The organism is Kitasatospora sp. NPDC056138, assembly GCF_042264695.1.
Lineage (GTDB): Bacteria > Actinomycetota > Actinomycetes > Streptomycetales > Streptomycetaceae > Kitasatospora.
Map to the genome: position 1 here is coordinate 49,522 of NZ_JBHJVK010000007.1, position 25,844 is coordinate 75,365.

The 25,844-nt window shown below is 71.0% G+C and carries 27 protein-coding genes and 1 tRNA gene; 19 read left to right on the forward strand and 9 right to left on the reverse strand.

Annotated features, from left to right (window positions below; all coding sequences use genetic code 11):
* The first annotated feature begins 2 nt into the window (after positions 1 to 2).
* On the forward strand, positions 3 to 542 hold the full coding sequence (locus ACFC1R_RS07200) for a GNAT family N-acetyltransferase (protein WP_375934088.1): 540 nt from the start codon (positions 3 to 5) through the stop codon (positions 540 to 542).
* Between the two features lie 211 nt (positions 543 to 753).
* Positions 754 to 1,287, forward strand: coding sequence for a DinB family protein (locus ACFC1R_RS07205; protein ID WP_375934090.1), 534 nt, complete (start codon positions 754 to 756; stop codon positions 1,285 to 1,287).
* 7 nt (positions 1,288 to 1,294) lie between these two features.
* Here ACFC1R_RS07205 and ACFC1R_RS07210 read toward each other — a convergent pair whose 3' ends face one another.
* Both ACFC1R_RS07210 and ACFC1R_RS07215 read right to left on the reverse strand, forming a co-directional pair.
* Positions 1,295 to 2,368: a DUF2332 domain-containing protein gene (locus ACFC1R_RS07210; protein ID WP_375934093.1), complete on the reverse strand. Its 1,074-nt coding sequence runs from the start codon at positions 2,366 to 2,368 to the stop codon at positions 1,295 to 1,297.
* Positions 2,369 to 2,594: 226 nt separating this feature from the next.
* The gene (locus ACFC1R_RS07215) at positions 2,595 to 3,101 is read right to left on the reverse strand and encodes a hypothetical protein (RefSeq protein ID WP_375934096.1); all 507 of its coding nucleotides are present in this window, start codon (positions 3,099 to 3,101) and stop codon (positions 2,595 to 2,597) included.
* Positions 3,102 to 3,339: 238 nt separating this feature from the next.
* Between ACFC1R_RS07215 and ACFC1R_RS07220 the strand changes: the two genes are divergently transcribed.
* Positions 3,340 to 4,548 carry a cation diffusion facilitator family transporter gene (locus ACFC1R_RS07220; protein ID WP_375934099.1) on the forward strand — a complete coding sequence of 403 codons (1,209 nt, stop codon included), beginning with the start codon at positions 3,340 to 3,342 and terminating at the stop codon, positions 4,546 to 4,548.
* 82 nt (positions 4,549 to 4,630) lie between these two features.
* Positions 4,631 to 5,485 (forward strand): hypothetical protein, encoded by an 855-nt coding sequence (locus ACFC1R_RS07225; RefSeq protein ID WP_375934102.1) that lies wholly within the window; start codon positions 4,631 to 4,633, stop codon positions 5,483 to 5,485.
* On the opposite strand, the gene ACFC1R_RS07230 is transcribed toward ACFC1R_RS07225, so the two are convergent.
* A complete protein-coding gene (locus ACFC1R_RS07230) occupies positions 5,454 to 6,029 on the reverse strand; it encodes a hypothetical protein (RefSeq protein ID WP_375934105.1) in 576 nt (191 codons plus the stop codon). The genes ACFC1R_RS07225 and ACFC1R_RS07230 overlap by 32 nt on opposite strands.
* Positions 6,030 to 6,345: 316 nt before the next feature.
* Between ACFC1R_RS07230 and ACFC1R_RS07235 the strand changes: the two genes are divergently transcribed.
* Entirely contained in the window at positions 6,346 to 7,374 is a 1,029-nt protein-coding gene (locus ACFC1R_RS07235; protein ID WP_375934108.1) for a type IV toxin-antitoxin system AbiEi family antitoxin domain-containing protein, read from the forward strand.
* 186 nt (positions 7,375 to 7,560) lie between these two features.
* Here ACFC1R_RS07235 and ACFC1R_RS07240 read toward each other — a convergent pair whose 3' ends face one another.
* Positions 7,561 to 8,151 carry an isochorismatase family protein gene (locus ACFC1R_RS07240; RefSeq protein WP_375934111.1) on the reverse strand — a complete coding sequence of 197 codons (591 nt, stop codon included), beginning with the start codon at positions 8,149 to 8,151 and terminating at the stop codon, positions 7,561 to 7,563.
* 292 nt (positions 8,152 to 8,443) lie between these two features.
* Complete coding sequence (locus ACFC1R_RS07245; RefSeq protein WP_375934114.1) at positions 8,444 to 9,763, reverse strand: nicotinate phosphoribosyltransferase; 1,320 nt, start codon at positions 9,761 to 9,763, stop codon at positions 8,444 to 8,446.
* A 132-nt stretch (positions 9,764 to 9,895) separates the two neighbouring features.
* Between ACFC1R_RS07245 and clpS the strand changes: the two genes are divergently transcribed.
* The 9 genes from clpS (at position 9,896) to ACFC1R_RS07290 (ending at position 15,947) form a co-directional block, all read left to right on the forward strand.
* Positions 9,896 to 10,189, forward strand: a complete 294-nt coding sequence (gene clpS / locus ACFC1R_RS07250; RefSeq protein WP_045302819.1) for an ATP-dependent Clp protease adapter ClpS — start codon at positions 9,896 to 9,898, stop codon at positions 10,187 to 10,189.
* Positions 10,190 to 10,248: 59 nt separating this feature from the next.
* Positions 10,249 to 10,824, forward strand: coding sequence for a DUF2017 domain-containing protein (locus ACFC1R_RS07255; RefSeq protein WP_375934117.1), 576 nt, complete (start codon positions 10,249 to 10,251; stop codon positions 10,822 to 10,824).
* Positions 10,825 to 11,008: 184 nt separating this feature from the next.
* Positions 11,009 to 12,451 (forward strand): amino acid permease, encoded by a 1,443-nt coding sequence (locus ACFC1R_RS07260; RefSeq protein WP_375934118.1) that lies wholly within the window; start codon positions 11,009 to 11,011, stop codon positions 12,449 to 12,451.
* Positions 12,452 to 12,495: 44 nt separating this feature from the next.
* Positions 12,496 to 12,918: a Mov34/MPN/PAD-1 family protein gene (locus tag ACFC1R_RS07265; RefSeq protein ID WP_375934120.1), complete on the forward strand. Its 423-nt coding sequence runs from the start codon at positions 12,496 to 12,498 to the stop codon at positions 12,916 to 12,918.
* Positions 12,919 to 13,075: 157 nt separating this feature from the next.
* Positions 13,076 to 13,192: a putative leader peptide gene (locus tag ACFC1R_RS07270; protein WP_331386646.1), complete on the forward strand. Its 117-nt coding sequence runs from the start codon at positions 13,076 to 13,078 to the stop codon at positions 13,190 to 13,192.
* A gap of 91 nt (positions 13,193 to 13,283) precedes the next feature.
* Positions 13,284 to 13,565, forward strand: coding sequence for a MoaD/ThiS family protein (locus ACFC1R_RS07275; RefSeq protein ID WP_375934123.1), 282 nt, complete (start codon positions 13,284 to 13,286; stop codon positions 13,563 to 13,565).
* Between the two features lie 41 nt (positions 13,566 to 13,606).
* A complete protein-coding gene (locus ACFC1R_RS07280; RefSeq protein ID WP_375934125.1) occupies positions 13,607 to 14,575 on the forward strand; it encodes a PLP-dependent cysteine synthase family protein in 969 nt (322 codons plus the stop codon).
* A 228-nt stretch (positions 14,576 to 14,803) separates the two neighbouring features.
* Positions 14,804 to 14,998, forward strand: coding sequence for a MarR family transcriptional regulator (locus ACFC1R_RS07285; RefSeq protein ID WP_375934128.1), 195 nt, complete (start codon positions 14,804 to 14,806; stop codon positions 14,996 to 14,998).
* 202 nt (positions 14,999 to 15,200) lie between these two features.
* Entirely contained in the window at positions 15,201 to 15,947 is a 747-nt protein-coding gene (locus ACFC1R_RS07290; RefSeq protein ID WP_375934130.1) for an MBL fold metallo-hydrolase, read from the forward strand.
* A gap of 302 nt (positions 15,948 to 16,249) precedes the next feature.
* Here ACFC1R_RS07290 and ACFC1R_RS07295 read toward each other — a convergent pair whose 3' ends face one another.
* On the reverse strand, positions 16,250 to 17,524 hold the full coding sequence (locus tag ACFC1R_RS07295; protein ID WP_375934133.1) for a PTS transporter subunit EIIC: 1,275 nt from the start codon (positions 17,522 to 17,524) through the stop codon (positions 16,250 to 16,252).
* Positions 17,525 to 17,787: 263 nt separating this feature from the next.
* Positions 17,788 to 19,077, reverse strand: a complete 1,290-nt coding sequence (locus tag ACFC1R_RS07300) for a PTS transporter subunit EIIC (RefSeq protein WP_375934136.1) — start codon at positions 19,075 to 19,077, stop codon at positions 17,788 to 17,790.
* A 433-nt stretch (positions 19,078 to 19,510) separates the two neighbouring features.
* On the opposite strand from ACFC1R_RS07300, the gene ACFC1R_RS07305 reads away from it, so the two are divergent.
* The 4 genes from ACFC1R_RS07305 to rdgB all read left to right on the forward strand — a co-directional run bounded on the left by ACFC1R_RS07305 (position 19,511) and on the right by rdgB (position 21,763).
* Entirely contained in the window at positions 19,511 to 19,747 is a 237-nt protein-coding gene (locus ACFC1R_RS07305; RefSeq protein ID WP_045306667.1) for a glucose PTS transporter subunit EIIB, read from the forward strand.
* Positions 19,748 to 19,845: 98 nt separating this feature from the next.
* The gene (gene rph, locus ACFC1R_RS07310; RefSeq protein ID WP_375934139.1) at positions 19,846 to 20,571 is read left to right on the forward strand and encodes a ribonuclease PH; all 726 of its coding nucleotides are present in this window, start codon (positions 19,846 to 19,848) and stop codon (positions 20,569 to 20,571) included.
* A gap of 161 nt (positions 20,572 to 20,732) precedes the next feature.
* Positions 20,733 to 21,122: a hypothetical protein gene (locus tag ACFC1R_RS07315; protein ID WP_375934142.1), complete on the forward strand. Its 390-nt coding sequence runs from the start codon at positions 20,733 to 20,735 to the stop codon at positions 21,120 to 21,122.
* Positions 21,123 to 21,154: 32 nt separating this feature from the next.
* On the forward strand, positions 21,155 to 21,763 hold the full coding sequence (gene rdgB / locus ACFC1R_RS07320) for an RdgB/HAM1 family non-canonical purine NTP pyrophosphatase (RefSeq protein WP_375934145.1): 609 nt from the start codon (positions 21,155 to 21,157) through the stop codon (positions 21,761 to 21,763).
* Between the two features lie 70 nt (positions 21,764 to 21,833).
* On the opposite strand, the gene ACFC1R_RS07325 is transcribed toward rdgB, so the two are convergent.
* Both ACFC1R_RS07325 and ACFC1R_RS07330 read right to left on the reverse strand, forming a co-directional pair.
* A tRNA-Leu gene (locus tag ACFC1R_RS07325) sits at positions 21,834 to 21,908 on the reverse strand.
* A gap of 71 nt (positions 21,909 to 21,979) precedes the next feature.
* Positions 21,980 to 22,825, reverse strand: coding sequence for an HNH endonuclease (locus tag ACFC1R_RS07330; protein WP_375934148.1), 846 nt, complete (start codon positions 22,823 to 22,825; stop codon positions 21,980 to 21,982).
* A 364-nt stretch (positions 22,826 to 23,189) separates the two neighbouring features.
* On the opposite strand from ACFC1R_RS07330, the gene ACFC1R_RS07335 reads away from it, so the two are divergent.
* On the forward strand, positions 23,190 to 25,637 hold the full coding sequence (locus ACFC1R_RS07335) for a chitinase C-terminal domain-containing protein (protein ID WP_375934395.1): 2,448 nt from the start codon (positions 23,190 to 23,192) through the stop codon (positions 25,635 to 25,637).
* Positions 25,638 to 25,844 lie beyond the last annotated feature (207 nt).

The window sequence follows — 25,844 nt, forward strand, 5'->3', positions numbered from 1 at the left end:
GCATGGACATCTCTGCCCCGCTCGGCTGGACCGTCTCCGTCACGGAGGTCGGCCACCCGGACGCCCTGCTGCTGCGACGCGCGTACTCCGAGGAGTTGATCAGGCGCTACCACGACCGCCCGGCCACCGAGTCAGAGATCGTCGAGGTGACGGGGGACGGTGTCGACGTCAGCGAGCCGAGCGGGGTGTTCCTGGTGGCGCGGGACGGTGCGACGCCGGTCGGCTGTGTGGGGGTGCGCTGGCTCGGCGGCGGGACGGGGGAGTTGACCCGGGTGTTCGTCCGGGCGGAGGCCCGGCGCGGCGGTGCCGGGGCCCGGCTGGTCGGTGCGGCGGAGGAGGTGGCGCGGGCCAGGGGTGTCTCGCGGATACTGCTCAACACCCGCAAGGACCTGGTCGAGGCGATCGCCCTGTACGGGCGGCTCGGGTACCGGCCGACCGAGCCGTACGGGGACGACCCCTACGCGGAGGTCTGGATGGCCAGGGTGCTGGCGGGGTCCGGTCCGACCGGGGAGTCGGCGGCACCCGACCGGACGGGTGGCTGATCGGACGGGTGGCTGACCGGGCGGCCGGCTGACCGGGGCCGGACGGCCGGCGGAAGTAGGCACCGCACGCAGCGACGCGGTGGCCGGTCCTGAGGCGTGAACGCCAAGCTGGGTCCGGTAGCCAGTAGCCGGTAGCCGGTGGCAGGATCTTGGCGCCGACTGGCGGTCCGGCCGCTGGTGGGGCCGAGGGCGGTCGGGCCATCCTGGACGCATGATCACTCCTGACACCAAGGACTGGACCTGGGTCCTCCAGCGCCCCTGCGCGGACTGCGGACTGGACACGCCGTCGGTCGTCCGCGAGGACGTCGCCGCGATGGTGCGCGTCAACGCCGCCGCCTGGGTGGCCCGGCTCGCCGAGCTCCCCGAGGAGCGGCTGCGCCGCCGCCCGCGCCCGGAGATCTGGTCGGACCTGGAGTACGCCTGCCACGTCCGCGACGTCTTCCGGCTGTTCGACGTCCGGCTGAACCTGATGCTCACCCAGGACGGCCCGCTCTTCGCGAACTGGGACCAGGACGGGACCGCCGTCGCCGAGCGGTACGACTCCCAGGATCCGGCGGTCGTCGCGGTGGAGCTGGCGGACGCGGCGGAGCAGCTGGCCGCGTCCTTCGAGGTGGTCTCCGGTGAGCAGTGGCAGCGCACCGGGGACCGCACCGACGGCGCGCGCTTCACCGTGGAGTCCTTCGCGCGCTACCTGATCCACGACCCGGTGCACCACCTCTACGACGTCACCGGGATCGTGGTCTGACGTTGGATCACACCACGGGCGCCCAGGCGGGGAGCCCGTGCGGCATGGCCTCGGCGAGCACCTGCTCCACCGTGAAGTCGGCACCGGTCCGCACGGTGAGCTGGAACCGGTGCCGGTCGCCGACCCGGCGCGGCTCGAACGCGATGTGGGCGAACGGCGCATCCGCCGTGCTCGCCGAGGCCAGTCGCTGCAACTCGGCCTCCACCCCGGCCCATTCCTCGGCCGGGACGTACTGACGCATGACGGAGTGCCAGACCACCGTCAGTGCGCCCGACGCGGGTTCGACGCCCGCGAGGAACTCGGCGGCCCCGACCGGATCGACCGGTGCGGGAGTGCCGGCGGCGAGCCGGAGGGCTCCGTCGAGGCGGGCGGTGCGGGCGGGCTGGTCGGCCCAGAGGTACGCGCGCAGGGCCAGCGAGCCCTCGGTGGAGACGGGGTCGATCGGGGTGAGGTCGCAGCCCCGCCGCTCGGTGAAGGCGACGGTGGGTTGCGGACCGGCGAGCCAGGCCGGCGGGGCGCCGCGCCAGGCGTCCGGGAGCAGGACGGGCGAGTCCTCGGGGCCGTACGCGAAACCGGTGGACCGGTAGTGGAACCGGTCGGCCAGGAGGTTGAGACCGGCACTCGACCCGAGTTCGAACAGCCTGACCGGGAGCGGGTGTTGGGCGAGGGTGTGGAGCAGGCCGGTGATCAGCAGGTTGGCGCGGCCGACCTCGTTGGTCTGCGGGGGGCGGGTCATCCACTCCCTGATCCGGGGGAGTTCGGCCGCCACGGTGGTGCGGAACGCGGCCCAGGCCTGGTCGAGCGTCTCCGGGGCGAAGGAGCCGCCGACGCTCGGGTAGTGCACGGCGAGCTCCGGGGCCCGGCCGGTGAGCACGAGCGCGTGGACGCCGCCGAGCAGGCGCAGCGCGATCGCGTCGGGACCGGGGGCGTCCTCGTACCCGGCGACGGCGTCGGCGCACGGGCCGCCGTCCCGGACGTCCTGGGCGACCCGTCGGAGCAGCGCGGCGTACAGCGGTGAACCCAGTTCCTCGCAGGCGTCGGCCTGCAGTCCGATCATCGCGATGGCATGTTCGACCGGCATACGAAGGACTCCTGTCTCGTCGTGCTGTGGACAGAGATCATCCTTCGCCTGACGGCCGCCGCTGAGTAGTGGCGCAGCGGGTGATTGCGATCACGGGAGCGGACGCGGGGGCAAGGGCGGGTGTGGGGCGCGAGGGGGCACGAGCGGACACCGGGTGGCACGTGGGGAGCACCCGGTGTCGGCTCGTGGCGGGCGGGCGGGCGGACGGACGGGCGCGAGAGCAGGTTCACCACTCGGCCGGTTCGTGCCGGAGCGCGTGTCGCAGCTGGCTGGCGATGCTCGCGGTGTCGGCGCCCACCACGTCGGCGATCTCGGGGGTGGCCAGGCCGACCACGTAGTGCAGGATGGCGAGGTCCTCGTCCATGGCCGCGCTCCGCTGCTCGGGAAGGCGCTGCTGGCCGGGAAGGACGTGGTCGGTGGCGCCGTCCCGGTGTTCGATCTGCTCCGAGACGGTGGTGCGGAGGATCTGCCAGGCCGCAGCGGCCGGATTGGAACTGCCCAGGACCTCGGGCCAGACGCCGGCCAGGGCGCGGAAGGCGAGTTCGACGATCTCCGCGGACCGTACCGGTTCGTGGAACCAGACCCGGGCGTAGCTCAGGTAGCGCGGGTGGTGCAGTTCCCGGAACGCAGTGAACTCCAGTGGCATGGAGGACAGTTCGAGGAAGTCGGCGCGGCCCGTGGGATTGCTGTCCGAGCTGCCCAGGCCGGCGGACGGGACATGACGGTCGGTCACATCGGCCTCTCGATCTGGTCGCGGCGGCAAGGGAGCACCCTATGCTCACTCTAGGCCCTTGAGTGGCTGCTTTGAGTGACAAGTCTCATCAGATTCTCGGAATGGACTTGATTGAGCCGCTATTTGACGATGTGTCAGTCATAGTGCTCGACCGGTGCAGCTGCGAGGTTGTCGCAGCTGGTCAGGGTAGGTACAACGGTAGTGGCTGCAAGGGAGTTGGTGTGCCACCGTAGTTCTCATGGAGGCATACGCGGACCACCATCACGGCCCTGGCACCGGCCGCAGCCACACCCGCCGACCCGCCGATCCGCACACCGGCGGGCATGCCGACGAGCACGGTCACGATCACCCCCACGAGCACGGCAGTCACAGCAGTGATCACCCCCACGAGCACGAACGCGGCAGCCACGGCAGTCACGGCAGTCACGGCAGTGATCACCTCCACGGCCATGGCCACGGCGGCCACGTCCACGGCTCCGGGCGGAAGCGCTCGTGGCGGGGCCTGGCCCACCGCCTCTCGCACCTGGTCACGCCGCACTCGCACGAGGCCGCCGACCGGATCGACAGCGCCCTGGAGGCCTCCGCCCGGGGCCTGCGCACGCTCTGGATCTCGCTGGTCGTCCTCGGCCTGACGGCCGCCGTGCAGGCGGTGATCGTCGTACTGTCCGGCTCGGTCGCCCTGCTCGGCGACACCGTGCACAACCTCGCCGACGCCCTCACCGCGGTGCCGATCGGGCTGGCCTTCCTGCTGGGCCGCCGGGCCGCCAACCGCCGGTACACCTACGGTTACGGCCGGGCGGAGGACCTCGCCGGGGTGGCCGTGGTGCTCGCCGTGCTGGCCTCCTCGGTGCTGGCGGCGGCGACCGCCGTGGACCGGCTGCTCCACCCGCAGCCGGTCACCCACCTGTGGGCGGTCGCCGGGGCGGCGCTGGTCGGCTGCCTGGGCAACGAGTGGGTGGCCCGCTACCGGATCCGCACCGGGCGGGCGATCGGCTCGGCCGCCCTGGTCGCGGACGGTGTGCACGCCCGTACGGACGGGCTGACCTCGCTGGCCGTACTGCTCGGCGCGGCGGGCAGCGCGCTCGGCTGGAGCCTGGCCGACCCGATCGTCGGCCTGCTGATCACCGGCGCGATACTGCTGGTGCTGCGCACCTCGGTGCGCGAGGTCGGCCGACGGCTGATGGACGCGGTCGATCCCGCACTGGTGGAGGCGGCGGAGCGGGAACTCCGTACGGTCGCGGGCGTGCAGGGGGTCGGGGCGCTGCGGATGCGCTGGATCGGCCACTCGTTGCGGGCGGAGGCCGAGGTGGTGGTGGACGGCGGGCTGACGGTGGTCGCCGGGCACCAGGTGGCGGAGGCGGCCGAGCGGGCGCTGATCAGGGCGGTGCCCCGACTGCTGGCGGCCACCGTGCACATCGACCATCCGCCTCTCGGGGTGGGACCCTGACGATGGATCATGGTTCTCTCAGGGGCGGGACGGGGGCGTCACCGATGGCCGCGGGGGTGCGCCGGACGGCAGGCTGACGGCCATGGAGAACACCAGCACCCCCACCCCCACCTCCGCCGCTTCCCGCCGCTCCTTCGGCCGCCGGGTCGGGACGACCCTCGCCGGGACCGCCGCCGCAGCCGTGCTGGTGGCCGCGTACGCACCGGGCTTCGCCCACGCCGAGACGGCGCCCGCGACCCCGGCACCCGCCGCTCCGACCGCAGCCCTCCCGACCGCCGCTACCCCGACCGCCGCGCCCCAGGGCTCCCTCATCGACCCCGAGCACACCGACTACAGCGACTGCCCCGAGCTCCCCTCCGGCGTCGACCCGGCGCGCTGGCGTTGCGAGGTGTCGGCTGCCGCACCGGAGCTGACGATGGGCGGTGTCAAGCAGGTGAAGCTCGCGCCGATCGTCATGACGCACGCCGAGGGCCCGCTCGCGGACGGCACGACGGCCCAGGTCTGGGGCGCCATGCACACCGTGCCGACCGCCGTGCCGGGCGGTCTGACCGGCACCGTGGCGGGCGACCGCTCCCCGCTGCTCGGCATGACCGTCGAGCCCCGCTACGGCGGCCGTTCGGACTTCTACACCGGGCAGATCAGCCTGGGGTTCCGGCTCGCCGGCCCGCTGCTGCCCAAGGGGTGCGGCATCGCCGTGGACGCTCCCGTGAACTTCCAGTTGAAGCGTTCGGGCAAGTCGGTCTGGCTCTCCCAGAACCCGCCGCTGATCAAGTTCGCCGCGTACGCCGACGAGTTCGCCGTCCCCGCCGCGAAGAACTGCGGCCCGCTGTCCGGCATGCTGAACCGTCGCCTCGGTCTGCCCTCGGCGAGCGGCAACCTGATGACCTACGACGCCGAGTACACCTTCAAGACGTACGACCAGCTGCCGACCCGTTGACCTGCGCGTCCGCTCTCCCGGTGGGTTCCGCCGCCTGGCGCGCCCGCAGTGCCGCCGCCGCTGCCGCCGCCGAGGCCGCAGCCGCGGCGGCCGGAGCGGCCGCGCTGCGGTGCTCGCGTTCGGCGCGGCCACGGTCACCGCGGCCGCGTTCGGTGCGGCCCCGTTGGGCCGGGGTGCGCTGGGCGGGTTCGGCGCGGCACTGGTCGGGGAGGCGTGGCCCGTCGTCTCTACCGCGGGCCAGGCCCTCGACCGCCTCGCGCGCCGCGAGGTAGGCCTGTACGGCCGCGATGCCGTACACGGGCTGGATCAGCTGGTGCCCTTTGAAGAAGGGCCGGGCGGGGGCGAAGCCCGCCGCCACCACCAGGTCGCGGATCTCGGCTATCTCCTCCTCGGTGCGCGCGGTGAAGCGGACCTCCCAGCCCTTCTTGTACGTGCGGCCGTCCTCGCCGTTGCGGCGGGCCAGGTCTGGCTGGCGGACGTAACCGGGCAGGCGGCCGAGACGAAGTTGGGCGGCACGCAGGCCGGCGGACTCATCGCGTGGCATGAGGTGATGGTAGGCAATTCCGAAGGTCGGTCGTGACCTCGGGGTGGTGCTTCACCGTATGTCATTCGTCACTGTCGGTCAGACCCCGCAGCTCAACACGGTGGATCGACCAGGCGTCAGCGAGCGTTGCAGATGGCGGAAAACCGGATGGCACAGGCCAACTGCGGTCGAAAGCGGCAAGGGGATGAACGTCCGTTACGCCGAATGAGTGAGGGTATGGGGACTTTAGTGCAGGGCAGTCCCGATTTCGCGACGGTTGAGTAACAGTGCGTCAGGTCGCGAATGCGGCGACCGAGCTGATGGGGAAGGTGTCGGCATGAGCTACCAGACTCCCCCGTCGCACCCCTCCCTCGAGGAGTTGGCGCGCCGTCAGCAGAACGTCATCACGGCCAGTCAGCTGCGCGCCCGGGGCGTGCCGGCCAGGCTGGTCAGCGAGCACTGCCGGCGCGGCGGCCCGTGGCAGCGGGTGCTGCCCCGGGTGTACCTGCTGCAGGGCGGCGACCCCACGCCCGAGCAGCGGATGTGGGCGGCGCTGCTGTACGCGGCGCAGAACGGCCGCGAGGAGGGGCGCCGTGCGCGGGCGGTGATCACCGGGGCGGCGGCGCTGGCGCTGTACGGCTTCGCCTCGGCGCCCCGGTTGCCCGCGGTCACCGAAGTGAACGTCCTGGTGCCCAGGCAGCGCCGGTTGCGGGATGTCGGCGAGGTCCGGATCCGGCGCACCGAAAGGGAGTTGGAGGCGCGCTCGGTGCACGGCCTGGCCTGCGCCCCGGTGTCGCGGGCGGTCGCGGACACGGTGCGGGAGTGGATCGACGAGGGGGTCTTCGACAGCGGCGAGCTCCGGCCCGAGCTGTTGCGGGCGGTCCTGCGGGAGGCCGTCTCGGGCGGCGAATCGCGCTGCACGCTGCGCGAGTTGGTGGCCGAGCTGCGGGAGGCCGGGCTGCTGGAGGAGCCTCGGGTCCGAGCAGCGCTGGACGAACTCCTCGCGACGGAAAGGGAGTCGGTGCTGGACCGGATCGGCGAGCTGGTGGACGAGTGGCTGCTGCCGGTCCCGCTGACCGGGCCCGAGCTGCGGATGCGCGGCGGCACCTACGTCGCGGTGCCCGACCTGTACTGGCCGGCGGTGGGCGTCGCGGTCGAGCTGGACTCGGAGCTGCGGTGCGTCAGCGAGGGCGAGGCGGCCTGGGTCAGGGGCGGCCAGCACCGGATGGAGTACCTCGGGGTGCGGGTGGTGTACGTCTCGGGGGAGCGGGTCGCCGGGGAGCCCGACGCGGTGGGGGCCGAACTGCGGGAGGCGTTCGTGGCGGGTGGGGCGGATGTGGTCGAACTGGTTGTCACCGAACACTGAGCTGCGGCCCGGCGGGCGGCGCGGCCTGCGCCTGCCCCAGGTCGCACAGCCTGCGCCGGGCCGCGAACCCCGAGGCGGCGCCGGGCCGGGGCCGCCGCGAAGACGGCCGCCCCGTCCGTGCGGCTCCTCGCCCGTGCGGCCGCCCGCTCGTGCCCCTTCCGTCCGCGCGGCCGCCCGCCTCCCCGGTCAGCCTCCGACGACCGGGGTGCCGGTCAACTCGACGCCCGCCAGGCGGAGTTCGGCGAGTGCGGCCTCGGTGCTGGTGGCGGCGACCCCGGCGGTGAGGTCCAGCAGGACCCGGGTGGTGAACCCCTCCCGGGCGGCGTCCAGCGCGGTGGCCCGGACACAGTGGTCGGTGGCGATGCCCACCACGTCCACCTCGGCGACGTCCCGCCCGCGCAGCCAGCCGGCGAGCGTCTCGCCGTTCTCGTTGACGCCCTCGAAGCCGCTGTACGCGGCGGAGTGGGAACCCTTGTCGAAGACCGCCTCGATCGCGCCCGAGGTGACGGAGGGGGCGAAGTTGGGGTGGAAGCCGACGCCCTCGGTGCCCGCGACGCAGTGCGCGGGCCAGGAGTCGACGTAGTCGGGCTCGGCGGAGAAGTGCGGACCCGGGTCGATGTGGCGGTCCCGGGTGGCGACGATGTGCGCGTAGCCGGGGGCGGACTCGGCGATCAGGTCGGTGATCGCGGCGGCCACCTCGGCGCCGCCGGCGACGGCGAGGCTGCCGCCCTCGCAGAAGTCGTTCTGCACATCGACGACGATCAGTGCCCGGTGCATGGGGTGCTTCCTTGGGTGGATGAGGCGGTACGGCTGCTCGGAGCAGTGGCTCGGTGGTGTGGCCACTCTAGGGAGTGACGCGCGTAGGCGGAAGCCTGGCGGCGCTCCTCGGCCCGCTCTCCGGCCCGCTTCGCGCTCTCCCGCCGTGTGGCCCCGGTGCGAGGGTGCGGGACCAGCCTGCGCGACGGCCCGCGCGGACGCACCTGCGGAGCTGCCCGGTGGTCCGCGCTCTCCCGCCGCGCCCCGCGCGGTGGCCCGGCCGGGACGGTACGCGTCGGGACGGTACGTGCGTTCAGGCGTTGTCGGTGAGCAGCTCGGTGGCCAGCACCGGCTCGCCCTTGGACAGCTGGGTGGCCGACAGCGGCAGGGCGGCCCGGGCACGCTGGTGGCGCTCCCTGGCCGCGGCGAGCGGCTCGCGGCCGACCACCTCGCCGCCCCGGATCAGCGGGACGTGCAGCAGGTGCGGCGCCAGCTCCTCGGGTACCGGACCGGTGCCGACCACCTCGGCCTCGGCCACACCGTCCGCGTCGGGGCGGCGGGCGGCCCACTTGAGTCCGCCGACGCTGCTCTTGCCGCCGGCGGAGCGCTTGGCGACCGGGACCAGCGGGCCGCCCGGCGTGCCGGCACGGGCGACCAGCTTGAAGACCATCGCGCAGGTCGGGTGCCCGCTGCCGGTGACCAGGCTGGTGCCGACGCCGTAGCCGTCGACGGGCGCGGCGGCGAGCGCGGCGATGGCGTACTCGTCCAGGTCGGACGTGACGATGATCCGGGTCTTCTCGGCGCCCAGCTCGTCCAGCTGGCGGCGGACCCGGTGGGCGAGCAGGGTGAGGTCGCCGGAGTCGATCCGGACGGCGCCCAGACCGGGCCCGGCCACCTCGACGGCGGTGCGCACGGCCTCGGCCAGGTCGTAGGTGTCGACCAGCAGGGTGGTGCCGCGGCCCATCGAGTCGATCTGGGCGGTGAAGGCGTCCCGCTCGCTGTCGTGCAGCAGGGTGAAGGCGTGCGCGGCGGTCCCGGCGGTGGGGATGCCGTACGTGTAGCCGGCCTCCAGGTCGGAGGTGGCGCTGAAGCCGGCGATGTAGGCCGCCCGGGCGGCGGCCACGGCGGCGCCCTCGTGGGCCCGGCGGGCGCCCATCTCGATGCAGGGGCGGGCGCCGGCGGCGCTGGTCATCCGGGAGGCGGCGGCGGCGATCGCCGAGTCGTGGTTGAGGATCGACAGGACGACGGTCTCCAGGATCACCGCCTCGGCGAAGCTGCCCTCGACGGTGAGGATCGGCGAGCCGGGGAAGTAGACCTCGCCCTCGGGGTAGCCGTGCACGTCTCCGGTGAACCGGTAGTCCGCGAGGAACCGCAGGGTGTCGTCCTCGACCACGCCCTGGTCGGCGAGCCAGTCCAGCTGCCCGGCGGTGAAGCGGAAGCCCTCGATCGCGTCCAGCAGCCGTCCGGTGCCGGCCACCACGCCGTAGCGGCGGCCGTTGGGCAGTCGCCGGGTGAACACCTCGAAGACCGAGCGGCGGTGTGCCGCCCCGCTGCGCAGGGCGGCCTGCAGCATGGTCAGCTCGTAACGGTCGGTGAGCAGCGCTGTGGAGCGGTGCGCGGTGATGGCGTCCATGGCGATGATGCTACTACCACTTAGCGTCAGATTGACGATTTCTGTCGGGCGGAGTGAACCCGGATTCGCCCGGACCTCCCCCGGATGGAAGCATGAGAGGCGGAAACCGTGCCCTGATGAGGAGTGTCTGCCGTGAGTGTCGCGCCCGTGGAGATCGAGCGCCCGGAGGTCGAAGGCATTCCGGCACTGGAGCCGGACACCCCGTGGGTGACCATCGTCCACAATGACCCGGTCAACCTGATGAGCTACGTCCAGTACGTCTTCCAGGCCTACTTCGGCTTTCCGAAGGACAAGGCCAGGAAGCTGATGATGGAGGTGCACACCAAGGGCCGGGCGGTGGTCTCCAGTGGCACGCGCGAGGAGATGGAGCGGGACGTGCAGGCGATGCACGGCTACGGGCTGTGGGCCACGCTCCAGCACGACTGACCGCCGCGCTCGACCTGCTGGACCTGTGACACACGACGAAGACGGGCTGACTGAGACTCATGGCTGGGTTGTTCGAGAGTGCCGGTGGCGGCGGAGCGGCGATCGCGCTGGACGAGCTGGAGGCATCCATCCTGCGCTCGCTGGAAGTGCAGATGCTGGAGCTGATCGGTCCCGGTCCGGGCGGGGAGAGCGACGACCCGCTGGCGGCGCTGTTCGCCGAGGGGCCCACGGAGGCGCCCGCCGATCCGGCGCTGGCCCGGCTCTTCCCGGACGCGTACGGGGAGCCGGGGGCGACCGCCGACCCGCAGACCCGGGCGATGGCGGGTGAGTTCCGCCGCTACACCGAGCTGGACCTGCGGGCCCGCAAGCGGGACGACGCGCTGAACGTGATCAAGGCGCTGGACGGACTCGGCGGCGAGGGCGGCGTGGTGAAGGTCCCGGCGGCCGAGTGCCGCAACTGGCTGGGCGCGCTGAACGACCTGCGGCTGACCCTGGGTGCCCGGCTGGAGGTCGACGAGGACGACGACGAGACGTTCTACCGGCTGCCCGACAGCGACCCGCGCAAGCCGCTGGTGATGGCGTACCTCTGGCTCGGCGGGATGCAGGAGTCGCTGATCGCCGCGATGACCGGCTGAGGCCGACGGAACGTTAACGACCGGTAACCCCCTGTCCACCTTTTGGACAGGGGGTTATCTCATTTCCGGCGAATCGTCGCAAAACCGGACATGCCATGCTCAAATAACGCTCAGATGGGCGCCGATATCCGAGCGCACCGTGGTAGGACTTCTCCTCTTCCCCCACGAACCAAGGACGTTTGCCATGGCCGAACAGGCGTACGACGAAGTCGTCGACACCGAGCCGGACGAGGAGGGCTACGAGCGCGGGCTGGGCAGCCGCCAGATCCAGATGATCGCCATCGGTGGCGCCATCGGCACCGGCCTCTTCCTCGGCGCGGGCACCGCCATCTCCAAGGCCGGCCCCAGTCTGATCCTCAGCTACGCGGTGGCCGGCCTGGTGATCTTCGCGATCATGCGGGCCCTCGGCGAGCTGCTCACCTACCGCCCGGTCTCCGGCAGCTTCTCCGAGTACGCCCGGGAGTTCATCGGGCCGTTCGCCGGGTACGTCACCGGCTGGACGTACTGGCTGTTCTGGGTGGTCACCGGCATGGCCGAGACCACCGCCGCCGCCGTCTACATCAAGTTCTGGGAGCCCGGCATCCCGCAGTGGATCAGCGCGCTGGGCTTCCTGGTGGTCCTCTACGCGGCCAACCTGATCTCGGTGAAGGTGTTCGGGGAGATCGAGTTCTGGTTCTCGATGATCAAGGTGACGGCGATCATCGGCATCATCCTGATCGGCATCGGGGTGCTCACCCTGGGCTTCAGCGAGGCGGGTGACACGGCGTCGGTCAGCCACCTGTGGAACGAGGGCGGCTTCTTCCCCAAGGGCATCGGCGCGACCGTGATGACCCTGCAGATCGTCATGTTCGCCTACCTCGGCGTGGAGCTGGTCGGCGTCACCGCGGGCGAGAGCGAGGACCCCGCCAGGACCCTGCCGCGAGCCATCAACACGCTGCCCTGGCGCATCGCGCTGTTCTACATCGGCGCGCTGGTCATCATCCTGTCGCTGGTCCCGTGGACCGAGTTCCGGCCCGGCGTCAGCCCGTTCGTGGCCGCCTTCGGCAAGATCGGGATCCCGGCCGCTGCCGGGATCATCAACTTCGTGGTGCTCACCGCCGCACTCTCCTCCTGCAACTCCGGCATGTACTCCACCGGCCGGATGCTGCGCGACCTCGCCCTGCGCGGCCAGGCCCCCGGGAGGCTGACCGCGCTCAACGCCCGGAAGGCCCCGGCGCCCGCGATCACCGTCTCCTGCGTGCTGATGGGCCTCGGCGTGGTGCTCAACTACCTCGCCCCGGCCAAGGCGTTCGAGTACATCACCTCCGTGGCCACCGTCTGCGGCATCTGGACCTGGGCGATGATCCTGATCTGCCAGATCCGCTACCACGCCTCCTGGAAGAAGGGCCACCTGCCGCCGCCCACCTTCAAGGCGCCCGGCGGTGTGGTGGCGAGCTGGGCGGCCCTGCTCTTCCTCGCCCTGGTCATCGTCCTCATCGGCTTCGACCCGGACAACCGGATCTCGCTCTACGTCTTCCCGGTCTGGGCGGCGCTGCTGGTGATCAGCTACCTGGTGCTCAAGCGCAACCGTCCGGAGGCCGTGCGCGGCCAGGCGCACGACCACCTGCACGTCAAGTCCGGCAGCTGAGACGGCGGAAACGGCACTCGCGGGGACCTGGCTATCCTGACCGCATGCTGACCATCACCCGAGAGCTGCACGACGCGATCGTGGCCCACGCCCGCGCCGACCACCCGGACGAGGCCTGCGGCGTGGTCGCCGGACCGGCCGGCAGCGGCCGTCCCGAGCGCTTCATCCCGATGCTCAACGCGGCCCGCTCGCCCACGTTCTACGAGTTCGACTCCGGTGACCTGCTGAAGCTCTACCGCGAGATGGACGACCGGGACGAGGAGCCGGTGGTGGTGTACCACTCGCACACCGCCACCGAGGCGTACCCCTCGCGCACCGACGTCAGCTACGCCTCCGAGCCCGACGCGCACTACGTCCTGGTCTCCACGGCCGACGGCAACGGCGCGGGCGACCCGTTCCAGTTCCGCTCGTTCCGGATCGTGGACGGTGTGATCACGGAGGAAGACGTCCAGGTCGTCGACGCCTAGCGGCCCGGCTCGGCGCGGACCCAAGGGCCCGCCGCACCCCCTCGGGTGGTGCGGCGGGCCCTTCGCCTTCCGGTTCCGTCTCAAGGAGAGGAACGAAAACATCCGAATCGCAAGACGGAGATGTCGGAGCGGGGGCGGGAATCGATACGATGAGCCCATGCGTTCCGTCGATGTGAGCACCCAGGCCCCGGGCATCCGCCTCGTGGCGCGCCTGCACGTCGACCTGTGCCGGCTAGCCAGTTCGATCTGTCCCGCCACCGCCGACGCCAGCTGACCTCGGCACCGACCGCCGCCCCGCCCCCGGGGCCACCCCTCCCTGCCGCGAGCCCTGCGGCACCCGAACTTGACTCTTCAGGAGCGCAGCCATGGCCATCGAGGTCCGCATCCCGACCATCCTCCGTACCTACACCGACGGCGACAAGGCCGTCGAGGGCAGCGGCAGCAACCTCGGGGAGCTCTTCGCCGACCTCGACACCCGCCACCCGGGCATCGCCGGCCGCCTGCTGGAGGAGACCGGCGAGCTGCGCCGCTTCGTCAACGTCTACCTGAACGACGAGGACGTCCGCTTCCTGGCCGGTGTCGCCACCGAGCTCGCCGACGGCGACAGCGTCACCATCCTCCCGGCCGTGGCCGGCGGAGCGCGCTGACCGCCCCCTTCCCCGTCCGATTCGCAACCGCCGGAGGCCCCGTGCGCTACGACAGTCCGCTGGAAGCCGTCGGCAACACGCCGCTGGTCCGCCTGCCCAGGATCTCCGCCGCCGTTCCGGGCAACACCGAGGGCCTGGTCAACCTCTGGGCCAAGCTGGAGGACCGCAATCCGACCGGCTCGATCAAGGACCGTCCGGCCCTGCACATGATCGAGCGGGCGGAGGCGGCCGGCCGGCTCACCCCGGGCTGCACGATCCTGGAGCCCACCAGCGGGAACACCGGCATCTCGCTGGCCATGGCGGCCAAGCTCAAGGGTTACCGCATGGTCTGCGTGATGCCGGAGAACACCAGTGAGGAGCGCCGCGAGCTGCTCCGGATGTGGGGCGCCGAGATCATCCCCTCGCCCGCCGCGGGTGGCTCCAACACCGCCGTGCGGATGGCCAAGGAGATCGCGGCGGAGCACCCCGACTGGGTGATGCTCTACCAGTACGGCAACCCGGACAACGCCGGTGCGCACTACGCCACCACGGGCCCCGAGATCCTGGCCGACCTGCCGACCGTGACCCACTTCGTGGCCGGGCTCGGCACCACCGGCACCCTGATGGGCGTCGGCCGCTTCCTGCGGGAGAAGGTCCCCGGCATCCGGATCGTCGCCGCCGAACCGCGCTACGACGACCTGGTGTACGGGCTGCGCAACCTCGACGAGGGCTTCGTCCCCGAGCTGTACGACGCCGAGGTGCTCTCCACCCGGTTCAGCGTCGGGTCGGCGGACGCGGTCCGCCGTACCCGTGAACTCCTCCAGCAGGAGGGGATCTTCGCCGGGGTCTCCAGCGGCGCGATCCTGCACGCGGCGATCGGCGTCGGCCGCAAGGCGGCCCAGGCGGGCGAGCGGGCGGACGTGGTCTTCGTGGTCGCCGACGGCGGCTGGAAGTACCTGTCCACCGGCATCTACACCGCCGCCTCCACCGAGGAGGCCGTCGAGGCGCTCCAGGGGCAGCTCTGGGCCTGACGGCACGTCAACAGCGCTGGCGAAAGGCGTGGTACCGCTCCGGTGCCGCGCCTTTTGCGCGTTCTCCCGGGGCTGTGACATTCGGGAACTTGTCCCCTCCCGGCTGCGGGTCGGTCACGGTACGGCGACGGGGGCCGTCGTGTGCCGGGGCCGTGCGGGCGGCCCGAAGAGGCTGGGCCGCACAACCCCGAGGTCGGCCTCGGGGGAGCACGACCCGAGGTGGTCCGGATGAGCCAGCGCAGCAACGAACTCTGGTCCTACGCGGAGATCGCCCGGCACATCAACGTCCAGCCCGACAGCGTGCGCAACCTCCGCAGGCACGGCCTGCTCCCCGAGCCGGACCTCACCGACCTGGGCGGCCACCCGCGCTGGTACCCGGACACCATCAGAGCCTGGGCCCGCAATCGGCCTGGTCACCGCTGAGCCGCCGCGGTCGAAGGCCTGTGCGGTCCCCGGCCGGCGACCGCCGCGCGCCCGGCCCGTTCTGGTGATTCCAGCCACAGCACGGCACGGGGACGGGGACAGAGTGCCTCCGCGCCCTTACTCTCGACAGGCGAACACAGCGCTACCGGCAGGTAGTGGCAGCAGGTGCGGACCATGACCCAATGGGGCGGAGGGGCTCGGCATGAAACTGACCGTGGTGGGGTGCTCGGGGAGCTTCCCGTCCGCCGACTCGCCCTGCTCCAGCTACCTGGTCGAGGCCGACGGCTACCGTGCCGTCCTCGACCTGGGCAACGGCGCCCTCGGCGCCCTGCAGAACTACTGCGGGCTGTACGAGGTCGACGCGGTCCTGCTCAGCCACCTGCACGCGGACCACTGCATCGACCTCTGCGCCTACTGGGTCGCCCGCAACTACCGGGTGGAGGGCTGCCCCGAGGCCATCCCGGTCTACGGTCCGCACGGCACCGCCGAGCGGCTGGCCCGCGCGTACGACATGCCCGAGGAGCCGGGCATGAAGGAGGTCTTCGACTTCCACACCCTCAACTCGGGCACCATCCGGCTGGGGCCGCTGCAGGTCACCGCCGTGCCCGTGAACCACCCGGTCGAGGCGTACGCCTTCCGGATCGAGCACGGCGGCCGCAGCCTGGTCTACTCCGGGGACACCGGCGAGAGCGCCGAGCTGGTCGAACTCGCCCGGGGCGCCGACCTCTTCCTCTGCGAAGCCGCCTTCACCCACGGCAAGGAGGAGATCGAGGCCGTCCACCTGAACGGCCGTCAGGCCGGCGAGCACGCCGAGGCCGCCGGGGTCGGGCGCTTGGTGCTCACCCACATCCCGCCGTGGACGGACGCCGAGAGCAACCGGCTGGACGCCGCCAAGGAGTACCGCGGCCCGATCGAACTCGCCCGTGCGGGCGCCACGTACGAGGTCTAGCGCGGCCGTCCCCGGCGTCCTCGGTGGGCGGGCCGGGGCCTGGAGGGCTTCGGGGGGTTCCTCCCGCCCGGGCGTCAACTCTGCGGCCGGTGGGCCGAGTTCCCTGCCGTCGAGGGGCGGGCGCCGCGACGCGAGCGGTCCGCATCGTGGGACCCGCGTCCGCACGGCGGCGGCGCCGGTTCCGAGCCGTGTGCACGCCTCCCGTCCCGGTCGGCGGTAGCCCCGGGGCGGGAGGCGTGCCGGACGGACGGACCCCGCCCTGCTGAGCGGGGCGGGGTCCGTGGCCGTGGCCGGGGTGGGCGTCAGGCCTTGGTGATGTCCTCGAGCTCCTCCTCGGGCTCACGGCCCGGGGTGGGGAGGTTGAACTTGGTGATCGCGAAGCGGAAGAGCACGTAGTAGAGCGCCGCGAAGACCAGGCCGATCGGGACGATCAGCCACGGCTCGGTCGCCTTGCTGTACGAGAGGACGTAGTCGATCAGACCACCGGAGAAGGTGAACCCGTCGTGGACTCCCAGGGCCCAGGTGATGCCCATCGAGAGGGCGGTCAGCACGGCGTGGATCGCGTACAGGACCGGGGCGATGAACATGAAGGAGAACTCGATCGGCTCGGTGACACCGGTGACGAAGGAGGTCAGCGCGAGCGAGATCATCATGCCCAGCACGGCCGGACGGCGCTCGGGGCGGGCGCAGTGCGCGATGGCGATGGCGGCGGCCGGGAGCGCGAACATCATGATCGGGTAGAAGCCCGACATGAACTGTCCGGCGGTGTGGTCGCCGGCGAAGAAGCGGGTCAGGTCACCGTGGACGACGGTGCCGTCCGCCTTGGTGTAGTCACCGGCCTGGAACCAGGCGTAGGAGTTGACGAACTGGTGCATGCCGACCGGCAGCAGACCGCGGTTGATCAGACCGAACGCGCCGGCGCCGAACGCACCGGCACCGATCAGCGTGTTGTTCAGGCTGCCGATGGCGTCGCCGACCGGGCCCCAGCAGAGGGCGAAGAGCACGCCGACGGCGGTGCCGACGAAGGCCATGATGATCGGGACGAGCCGGCGGCCGTTGAAGAAGCCGAGCCAGTCGACCAGCTTGGTGCGGTGGTACTTCTGCCAGAGGACCGCGCTGAGCAGGCCGATGACGATACCGCCGAGCACGCCCGGGTTCTGGTACGTCGCGGCGACCCACTTGCCGTTGTCGATGTGGCCCTCGGTGATCGGGAACGCGGTCAGCACGTTCTTGTAGGTCAGGAAGCCGACCAGGGCGGCCAGCGCCGTGGAGCCGTCGGCCTTCTTGGCGAAGCCGATCGCGATACCGACCGCGAAGAGCAGCGGAAGGTTGTCGAAGACGGCACCGCCGGCGGTCGAGAAGACCGCGGCGACCTTGTCCCAGCCGAGACGGTCCTTGCCGAAGACGTCATCCTGGCCCAGCCGAAGCAGCAGACCGGCCGCGGGCAGGACCGCGATCGGGAGCTGGAGGCTGCGGCCGATCTTCTGCAGGCCCTGCAGCAGGCTCTGGCCGAACTGCTTGGCGGGGGAAGGGGCCGGTGCCGCAGCGGGCGTCGATGCCTGCGCAGTCGTACTCATGGGGGATGGTTCCTAACGACAGGGCGGCCCGGATCGGGGACGGTGCTGGAGGGGTTCCGAAACCGCGAACTGGTCTACACCACTAGTGGTGTAGACCAGTTTTGTAGCACGTGCGGACAAGGGGGGGAAGGGTCAGGAGCCGCGCAGGTCGGAAGCGCTATGAAATCGAAACCTTGTTGCCGATTAATGATCATGATTACCCGGCGTGACCGTGATTTTGGAGAGTTGCGCAACAAAAACACCGTCGGCGGCGAAGGCGCAGGTCAGTCCTTGGTGACGTCCTCGACGTCGGACTCGTCCTCGCGCCCCAGGGTCTTCAGGTCGAACCTGACGATGATGAATCGGAACAGCGTGTAGTACACCAGTGCGAAACAGAGTCCGATCGGAATAACCAGCCACGGCCTGGTGGCCAGCCCCCAGTTGATCACGTAGTCGATCAGGCCCGCCGAGAAGCTGAAGCCCGCATGCACCCCGAGGGCCCAGGTGACGGCCATCGACGCACCCGTCAGCACGGCGTGCACCCCGTACAGGGCCGGCGCGACGTAGGCGAAGGAGTACTCGATCGGTTCGGTGACGCCGGTGACGAAGGACGTCAGCGCCACCGAGGTCATCAGGCCGTAGATCTCCTTGCGGCGGTGCGGCTTCGCGGAGTGCGCGATGGCCATCGCGGCGGCGGGCAGAGCGAACATCATGACCGGGAAGAATCCCGAGGTGAACTGCCCGGCCGTCGGGTCGCCCGCCAGGAAGCGCGGGATGTCGCCGTGGACCACGCTGCCGTCCGGCTTGACGAAGTCGCCGAACTGGAACCAGACGAAGGTGTTCAGCAGCTGGTGCATGCCGATCAGCAGCAGCGCGCGGTTGCCGAGGCCGAAGATGCCCGAACCGACCGCGCCCAGGTCGGAGAGCCACCTGCTGAAGGAGGTGAGCGCGTCCCCGACCGGCGGCCAGACCCACAGGGCGAGGCAGGCGAAGGCGAGCCCGACCAGGGCGGTGATCATCGGGACGAGCCGGCGGCCGTTGAAGAAGCCGAGCCAGTCCACCAGTCTGGTCCGGTGGAACCGCACCCACAGCCAGGCGGAGGCCAGGCCGATCAGGATGCCGCCCAGCACGCCCGGGTTCTGGTACGTCGCCGCTGCCGCCCGCGCCGAGGAGAAGTCCACGCACTGGTCGCCGACCAGCACGGTCGGCGCCTTGCAGGCGACCGGGAAGGCGTGCAGCACCTTGTAGTAGACGAGGAAGCCGACGACGGCGGCGAGCGCGGTGGAGCCGTCGGCCTTCTTGGCCATGCCGATCGCCACGCCGATGCAGAACAGCAGCGGCAGGCCGAGCGAGGAGTCCAGCAACGCACCGCCGGCGGCGGCGAAGACCCGGGCCACGTTGTCCCAGCCGAGACCGTCCCTGCCGAAGACGTCGTCCTGGCCGAGCCCGTTCAACAGGCCCGCCGCGGGCAGCACCGCCACCGGGAGCTGGAGGCTGCGCCCCATCTTCTGCAGGCCGCCGTAGAGGTTGTGCCACCACCGGGCCCGGGGGACCGCGGCGCCTGCTGAACTCATCCTCGCCCTCCGGGTGCGGTGGTCGTCGGGTCGGAGCGGCCGACGGGAACAGCCGATCGCCGAACAGCCGATCGCCGGACGGCCTGCCGCCGGACGGTCGATCGATCGCCGAACCGCCGATCGCGGAACACCGGGGCCCGGTCCCGCGTTGAGTGAAGTGCACCTAATATTGGTGTAGACCACTGTTGGCAGATTCGGCTGCGCCGGACCCGGTCCCACTGATCGTCATCCTCGGATGAAGATCAGTAACCTGCGCGCCGGAATGCTCCAAAAGTGGACTAACGTGGCATACCGGTCGGTCTCGGGTGATGCTGGTCGCGCTGCCCGACGGCGCGACATCTGAGCCCGCATCAACTCCGGCAGTGACCACACCGCACCGAGCAGGACGGCACCCGGCAGAGCAGCCGACGCGCCGAGACAGAGGGAGAAAGACATGGCCAGCAAGGCTGAGAAGATCGTCGCCGGCCTCGGCGGGATCGACAACATCGAAGAGGTCGAGGGCTGCATCACCCGCCTGCGGACCGAGGTCGTCAACCCCGAGCTCGTCGATGAAGCCGCCCTCAAGGCCGCCGGAGCCCACGGTGTGGTGAAGATGGGCACCGCGATCCAGGTCGTCATCGGCACCGACGCCGACCCGATCGCCGGTGAGATCGAGGACATGATGGACTGAGCCCACGGGCTCACCGCGAAGGCCCACCGACCACCCGGCCGGTGGGCCTTCGCACATGCCGCGAGCACACCTGCCGCGAGCGACTAGGCTCGGAGGCTATGTCACGCATCGACGGCCGCACCCCCGACCAGCTCCGCCCCATCACCATCGAACGGGGCTGGAGCAAGCACGCCGAAGGCTCCGTCCTCATCACCTACGGCGACACCAAGGTGCTCTGCACCGCCAGCGTCACCGAAGGCGTCCCCCGCTGGCGCAAGGGCAGCGGCGAAGGCTGGGTCACCGCCGAGTACTCCATGCTCCCGCGCGCCACCAACACCCGCGGCGACCGCGAATCCGTCCGCGGCAAGATCGGCGGCCGCACCCACGAGATCAGCCGGCTGATCGGCCGCTCCCTGCGCGCCGTCATCGACCACCGCGCGCTCGCCGAGAACACCATCGTGCTCGACTGCGACGTGCTCCAGGCCGACGGCGGCACCCGCACCGCCGCCATCACCGGCGCGTACGTCGCCCTGGTCGACGCCGTCTCCTGGGCCCGCGACAAGAAGCTGCTGCGCGCCAAGGGCCAGCCGATCACCGGCGGCGTCTCCGCCGTCAGCGTCGGCATCATCGACGGCGTCCCGATGCTCGACCTCCAGTACGAGGAGGACGTCCGGGCCGAGACCGACATGAACATCGTCTGCACCTCCGACGGCCGCTTCGTCGAGGTCCAGGGCACCGCCGAAGGCGCCCCCTTCGACCGCAACCTGCTCGACCAGCTGCTCGACCTCGGCACCCTCGGCTGCGCCGAACTGGACGAGATCCAGCGCAAGGCCCTGCAGGGCTGACCCCCCGTCAACACCGGACGGGTTCCGGGTGCGGCCGCTGTACAGGCCGGGCCCGGAACCCGTACCGTTCGCCGCAGTGGTCCGACTCCGGGAACCATCGGCACCTCGCTGGTCGTCATCCGTTACCGGACCAGCCCAGCGCCATCACCGGAGGAACAGCGATGCAGCACAGCATCAACCGCTCCACCACCCTTGCCGTGGCCGCACTCATCCTCCTCCTGCCACTCAGCGCCGTCAGCTGCTCCGCCGCCCAGAAGGCGATCGACTGCGGCAACACCGCCGTGAAGATCACCGGCGATGTCGCGGACGCCGGAACCGCCTTCAACAACGCCGACAAGGACCCGCAGGCGGCGGGCCAGGCCCTGCAGAAGCTCAAGAAGGACCTTGACCAGCTCGGCCGCAACTCCAGCGACACCGACGTCGCCAAGGCCGTCGGCGACCTCCAGACCCAGGTCGACAAGGCGCAGACCGCGATCGACGCCAACCGGGTGCCCGACCTGCAGCCGCTCAGCGACGCGGCGTCCAAGCTCACCAAGGTCTGCACCGGCTGAGCCCCGCTCCGCAGGTCAGTAGGGTGGGCTGCATGACTACCCGACGCCTCGTCCTCGCCACCCGAAACCAGCACAAGGTCGCCGAGCTGCTCGCCATCCTCGGCGAATCGGGCCTGGACGTCGAACTCGTCGGCGCCGACGCCTACCCCGAGATCCCGGACGTTCCCGAGACCGGTGTCACCTTCGCCGAGAACGCCCTGCTGAAGGCGCACGCCCTGGCCCGCGCCACCGGACTGCCCGCCGTCGCCGACGACTCCGGCCTCTGCGTGGACGTGCTGGGCGGCGCCCCCGGTATCTTCTCCGCCCGCTGGGCCGGCAAGCACGGCGACGACCGCGCCAACCTGGACCTGCTGCTCGCCCAGCTCTCCGACATCTCCGACCCGCACCGGGGCGCCCACTTCGCCTGCGCCGCCGCGCTCGCCCTCCCCGACGGCACCGAGCGCGTGGTCGAGGGCCGCCTGACCGGCACCCTGCGCACCACCCCCGCCGGCGACGGCGGCTTCGGCTACGACCCGATCCTCGAACCCCTCGGTGAGACCCGCACCTGCGCCGAGCTGACGGCCGCCGAGAAGAACGCCATCAGCCACCGCGGCCAGGCCTTCCGCGCCCTGGCCCCGGTGGTCCGCGAACTGCTCGGCTGACACGACGTCGGCCGGGAAAGTGAAAGCCCTTCTTCCTTCGAATCGAAGGAAGAAGGGCTTCTTTGACAGGTACGCCCGGTGGGACTCGAACCCACGACCCTGCGGACCTAAACCGCAGCCCTCTCGCCAGCTGGGGTACGGGCGCCTGGCACAGCCAGCCTACCGTCTGCGAATCGCGCGTGGGTAGCGGCAGCCGGTGAGGTCGGCTGGGCGTCGTCAGGACACGGCCGGGGGTTGCCTGTTCCGGCCGCAGTAGGTCGGCGTGACGGAGTGGCAGTTGGGACACAGCAGACGCAGGTTCTCGACCCGGTTGTCGAGCCAGTCCCCGTTGACGTGGTCCACCTCCAGCGTCATCGGCTGCCCCAGCCAGACCGGTGGGGTGCCGCACATCCGGCAGACGTCGGCGTGGCCGATGTGCACCAGCATCGCCCGCAGGCGGTCGCCGGGAATCCGGGGACTCCCCGGCGGAAGCCGCCTGAGCAGCTCCTCCGGCTTGCATCGCGGGCCGGTCTTGCGGCCTCTGCCGTGCTGCTGCCCGGTGAAGTGGCCGGTGTCGATCCCGTGCAGCTCGATGCTCGCCTTCAGCTTCGCGCGTGCCGCCCCACCGTCGACCAGGCCGAGAGCGCGGAGAGTGCCGGCGATGCTGCGGTTGTCGGCGACCGCCCGGGCCAGTTCGGCCTCGGGGACCTGCAGCGTGCGAGCCGTGCCGTCGCCCCGGAAGGCGAAGTGTGAGGTGTCTATGCCGAACCGGGACAGCTGCTTCTTGAAGTGCGAGTAGATGCTGCCGTACGGGGTGATGCCCAGGTGGTCGAGCATCCCGTTGATGCTGGTGCTGTCTGCCGCGGCCGCTGCCAGCTGCTCCCGGGTGTACCGACGGCGTCCGTAGTCGGGCCGGCCCTGGTTGAAGTGCGAGGTGTCGATTCCGTAGTGCTTGAGCCGTCTGCTGAGGTAGCTGTGGGTGCCGCCCGCCATGGGGACGCCGAGCCTGCGCATCATGTCGTTGATGCTGGCGGACTCGGCGGCGAGCGCGGTGAGTAGTTCGCGGGTGTACTTGACCGGCACTGGTACCCCTCCCGGGCCTTGTGGTGCGCCCGTCCCCCGAGGGGGGAACGAGTGGTGGGGGGTGGGGGTCACGGGTGGGCGGGGGGTGAGGACGTGATGAGAGTCACCGGGGGGACTTGACAGTGGATGGCTGCCAATTGGTACAGACCTATTGACCCATGTGGTTCAGACCACATACGGTCACGCCAACCTGCAGCTTGGCAGCCGGGCGAGTTGACCGGGGGTCGGCTGCGGGGTGTGCCCGTAACCCCCACCCGCGCGTCCCCACAGCGCGCCGACACTCACTCCTGGAGGCCGAGTGTTGATCCGAACCAGGGCGGAGCAGCGTCCCCCCGCCGCCGGCCGCCGGACCACCGGTCCGCGGGTGGCGTTCGCCGCCGCGGCCGCCGCCGGGTTGGCCGGCCTGCTGGTCGCCACGCTGGGTGCCGCGCCCTCGCGGGCGTCGGCCCTGGTCGACAACCAGTCCTGTCGCCCCGACGGCATGTACACCACTCCCGGGGTGGACGTGCCGTACTGCAACGTCTACGACAGCTCCGGCCGCGAGCTGATGGGCGCGGACCACCAGCGCCGCATCATCGGCTACTTCACCGGCTGGCGGACCGGCAAGGACGGCACGCCCGCCTACCTGGTGAACAACATTCCCTGGGACAAGGTCACCCACCTCAACTACGCCTTCGCGCACGTCGGCGGCGACAACAGGCTCTCGGTCGGCTCGGACGGTCCGGACAACGCCGCGACCGGGATGACCTTCCCGGGTGTCGCGGGTGCGGAGATGGACCCGTCACTCCCGTACCAGGGGCACTTCAACCTTCTGGGCAAGTACAAGAAGCAGTACCCGAACGTCAAGACCATGATCTCGGTGGGCGGTTGGGCCGAGACCGGCGGCTACTTCGGGGACGACGGCAAGCGCGTCGGATCGGGCGGCTTCTACTCGATGACGGTCAACGCGGACGGCAGCGTCAACCAGGCCGGTATCGACACCTTCGCCGACTCCGCGGTGGCGTTCGTCAAGAAGTACGGCTTCAACGGGGTCGACCTCGACTACGAGTACCCGACCTCGATGAAGGACGCGGGCAATCCGCTGGACTGGTCGACCGCCAACGCCAAGCGCGGTTCGCTGGTGAAGGGGTACGCCGCGCTGCTGAGGACCGTGCGCGAGAAGCTGGACCGCGCCTCGGCCGCCGACGGCAGGTACTACCTGCTGTCGATCGCCGCGCCCTCCTCCGGCTACCTGCTGCGCGGCATCGAGACCTTCCAGGTCACCCAGTACCTGGACTACGTCAACGTGATGTCGTACGACCTGCACGGCGCCTGGAACAAGTACGTCGGCCCGAACGCCGCGCTCTACGACGACGGCAAGGATGCCGAGTTGGCCGCCGCCAACGTGTACGGCACCTCGCAGTACGGCGGGATCGGCTACCTGAACACCGACTGGGCGTACCACTACTTCCGCGGTGCGATGCCGGCCGGCCGGATCAACATGGGCCTGCCGTACTACACCCGGGGGTTCAGGAACGTCACCGGCGGCACCAACGGTCTCTGGGGCACCTCGTCCACCAACACCTGTCCGGCCGGATCGGGGCTGACCACCTGCGGTGACGGTGCGGTCGGCATCGACAACCTGTGGCACGACCTGGACGACAACGGCAAGGAGTCCCCGGCGGGTTCGAACCCGATGTGGCACGCCAAGAACCTGGAGAACGGCGTCCTGCCGGACTACCTGGGCAAGTACGGCGTGAGCGACACCGCGCTGCAGGGCACCTACGGCCGCAACTACAGCTCCTCGCTGGTCGCGCCGTGGCTGTGGAACGACACCAAGAAGGTGTTCCTCTCCACCGAGGACGAGCAGTCGGTCGGTGCCAAGGCGGACTACCTGGTGAACCAGGGCGCGGGCGGCGCGATGATCTGGGAGCTGGCGGGCGACTACAGGTGGGACGCCACCGCGAACGGCGGCAAGGGCGAGTACGTGCCCGGGTCGACGCTGACCTCGCTGCTGTACGACAAGTTCAAGGCCTCGTCGCCGTACGGCGCGACCCGCTCGACGGTCCCGCTGCCGGACCGGACGCTGCCGATCGACGTGTCGTTCACCAACTTCGCGCTGGGTGACTCCAACTACCCGATCAACCCGAAGATCCACATCGTCAACAACTCGCAGCTGACCCTGCCGGGCGGGACCGAGTTCCAGTTCGACTACGGCAACTCGGCTCCGGGCAACGCCAAGGACCAGTCCGGCTTCGGGCTGACGGTCATCCGGCAGGACAACACCGGGGGCAACAACATCGGCGGCCTGAAGGGGACGTACAACCGCGTCTCGGTGAAGCTGCCCGGCTGGCAGTCGCTGGCGCCCGGTGCCTCGATCGACGTGGACTTCGTCTACTACCTGCCGGTGACCACCCCGGCGAACTGGACGGTCAACGTCGGCGGCACGCTGTACGGCCTCGCCGGGGACTACACCCGGGGTGCGAGCGGCAGCACCTCCTCGCCGAGCCCGAGCGGCGGGACGTCCTCGTCGCCGGGCTCCCCGCCGTCGGGCAGCCCGAGCCCCTCCCCCTCGTCGAGCCCGAGCAGCAGCCCGAGTTCCAGTCCGAGCGGCTCTCCGTCGTCGAGCCCGAGCAGCAGTCCCAGCAGCGGCCCGAGCACGCCGACGAGCTGCACCGGCGCGCCGAGCTGGAGTGCGGCGACCGTCTACGCCACCACGGGCACCAAGGTGTCCTGGAGGGGCCACTACTACAGCAACAAGTGGTGGACCACGGGTGAGGACCCCTCGACCACCGGTCAGTGGGGTGTCTGGAGCGACCTCGGGCCCTGCTGACCCGAGGTGACGGACGGCGGTGGCGGTGCACCCAGTCGGGGGGTGTGCCGCCACCGCTGCGTTCCGCCACCGTGAGCGGGAAGGTCTCACCACCCGGTCCGCAGAAGCGCGGAGACCACCCGGCGACCACCCGGAGACCGGCGGTACCGTGCACAGCGGCGCGGGGAACCGCGCGACCGGCCCGCCACGGCGGCGGCCGGTCCCGCA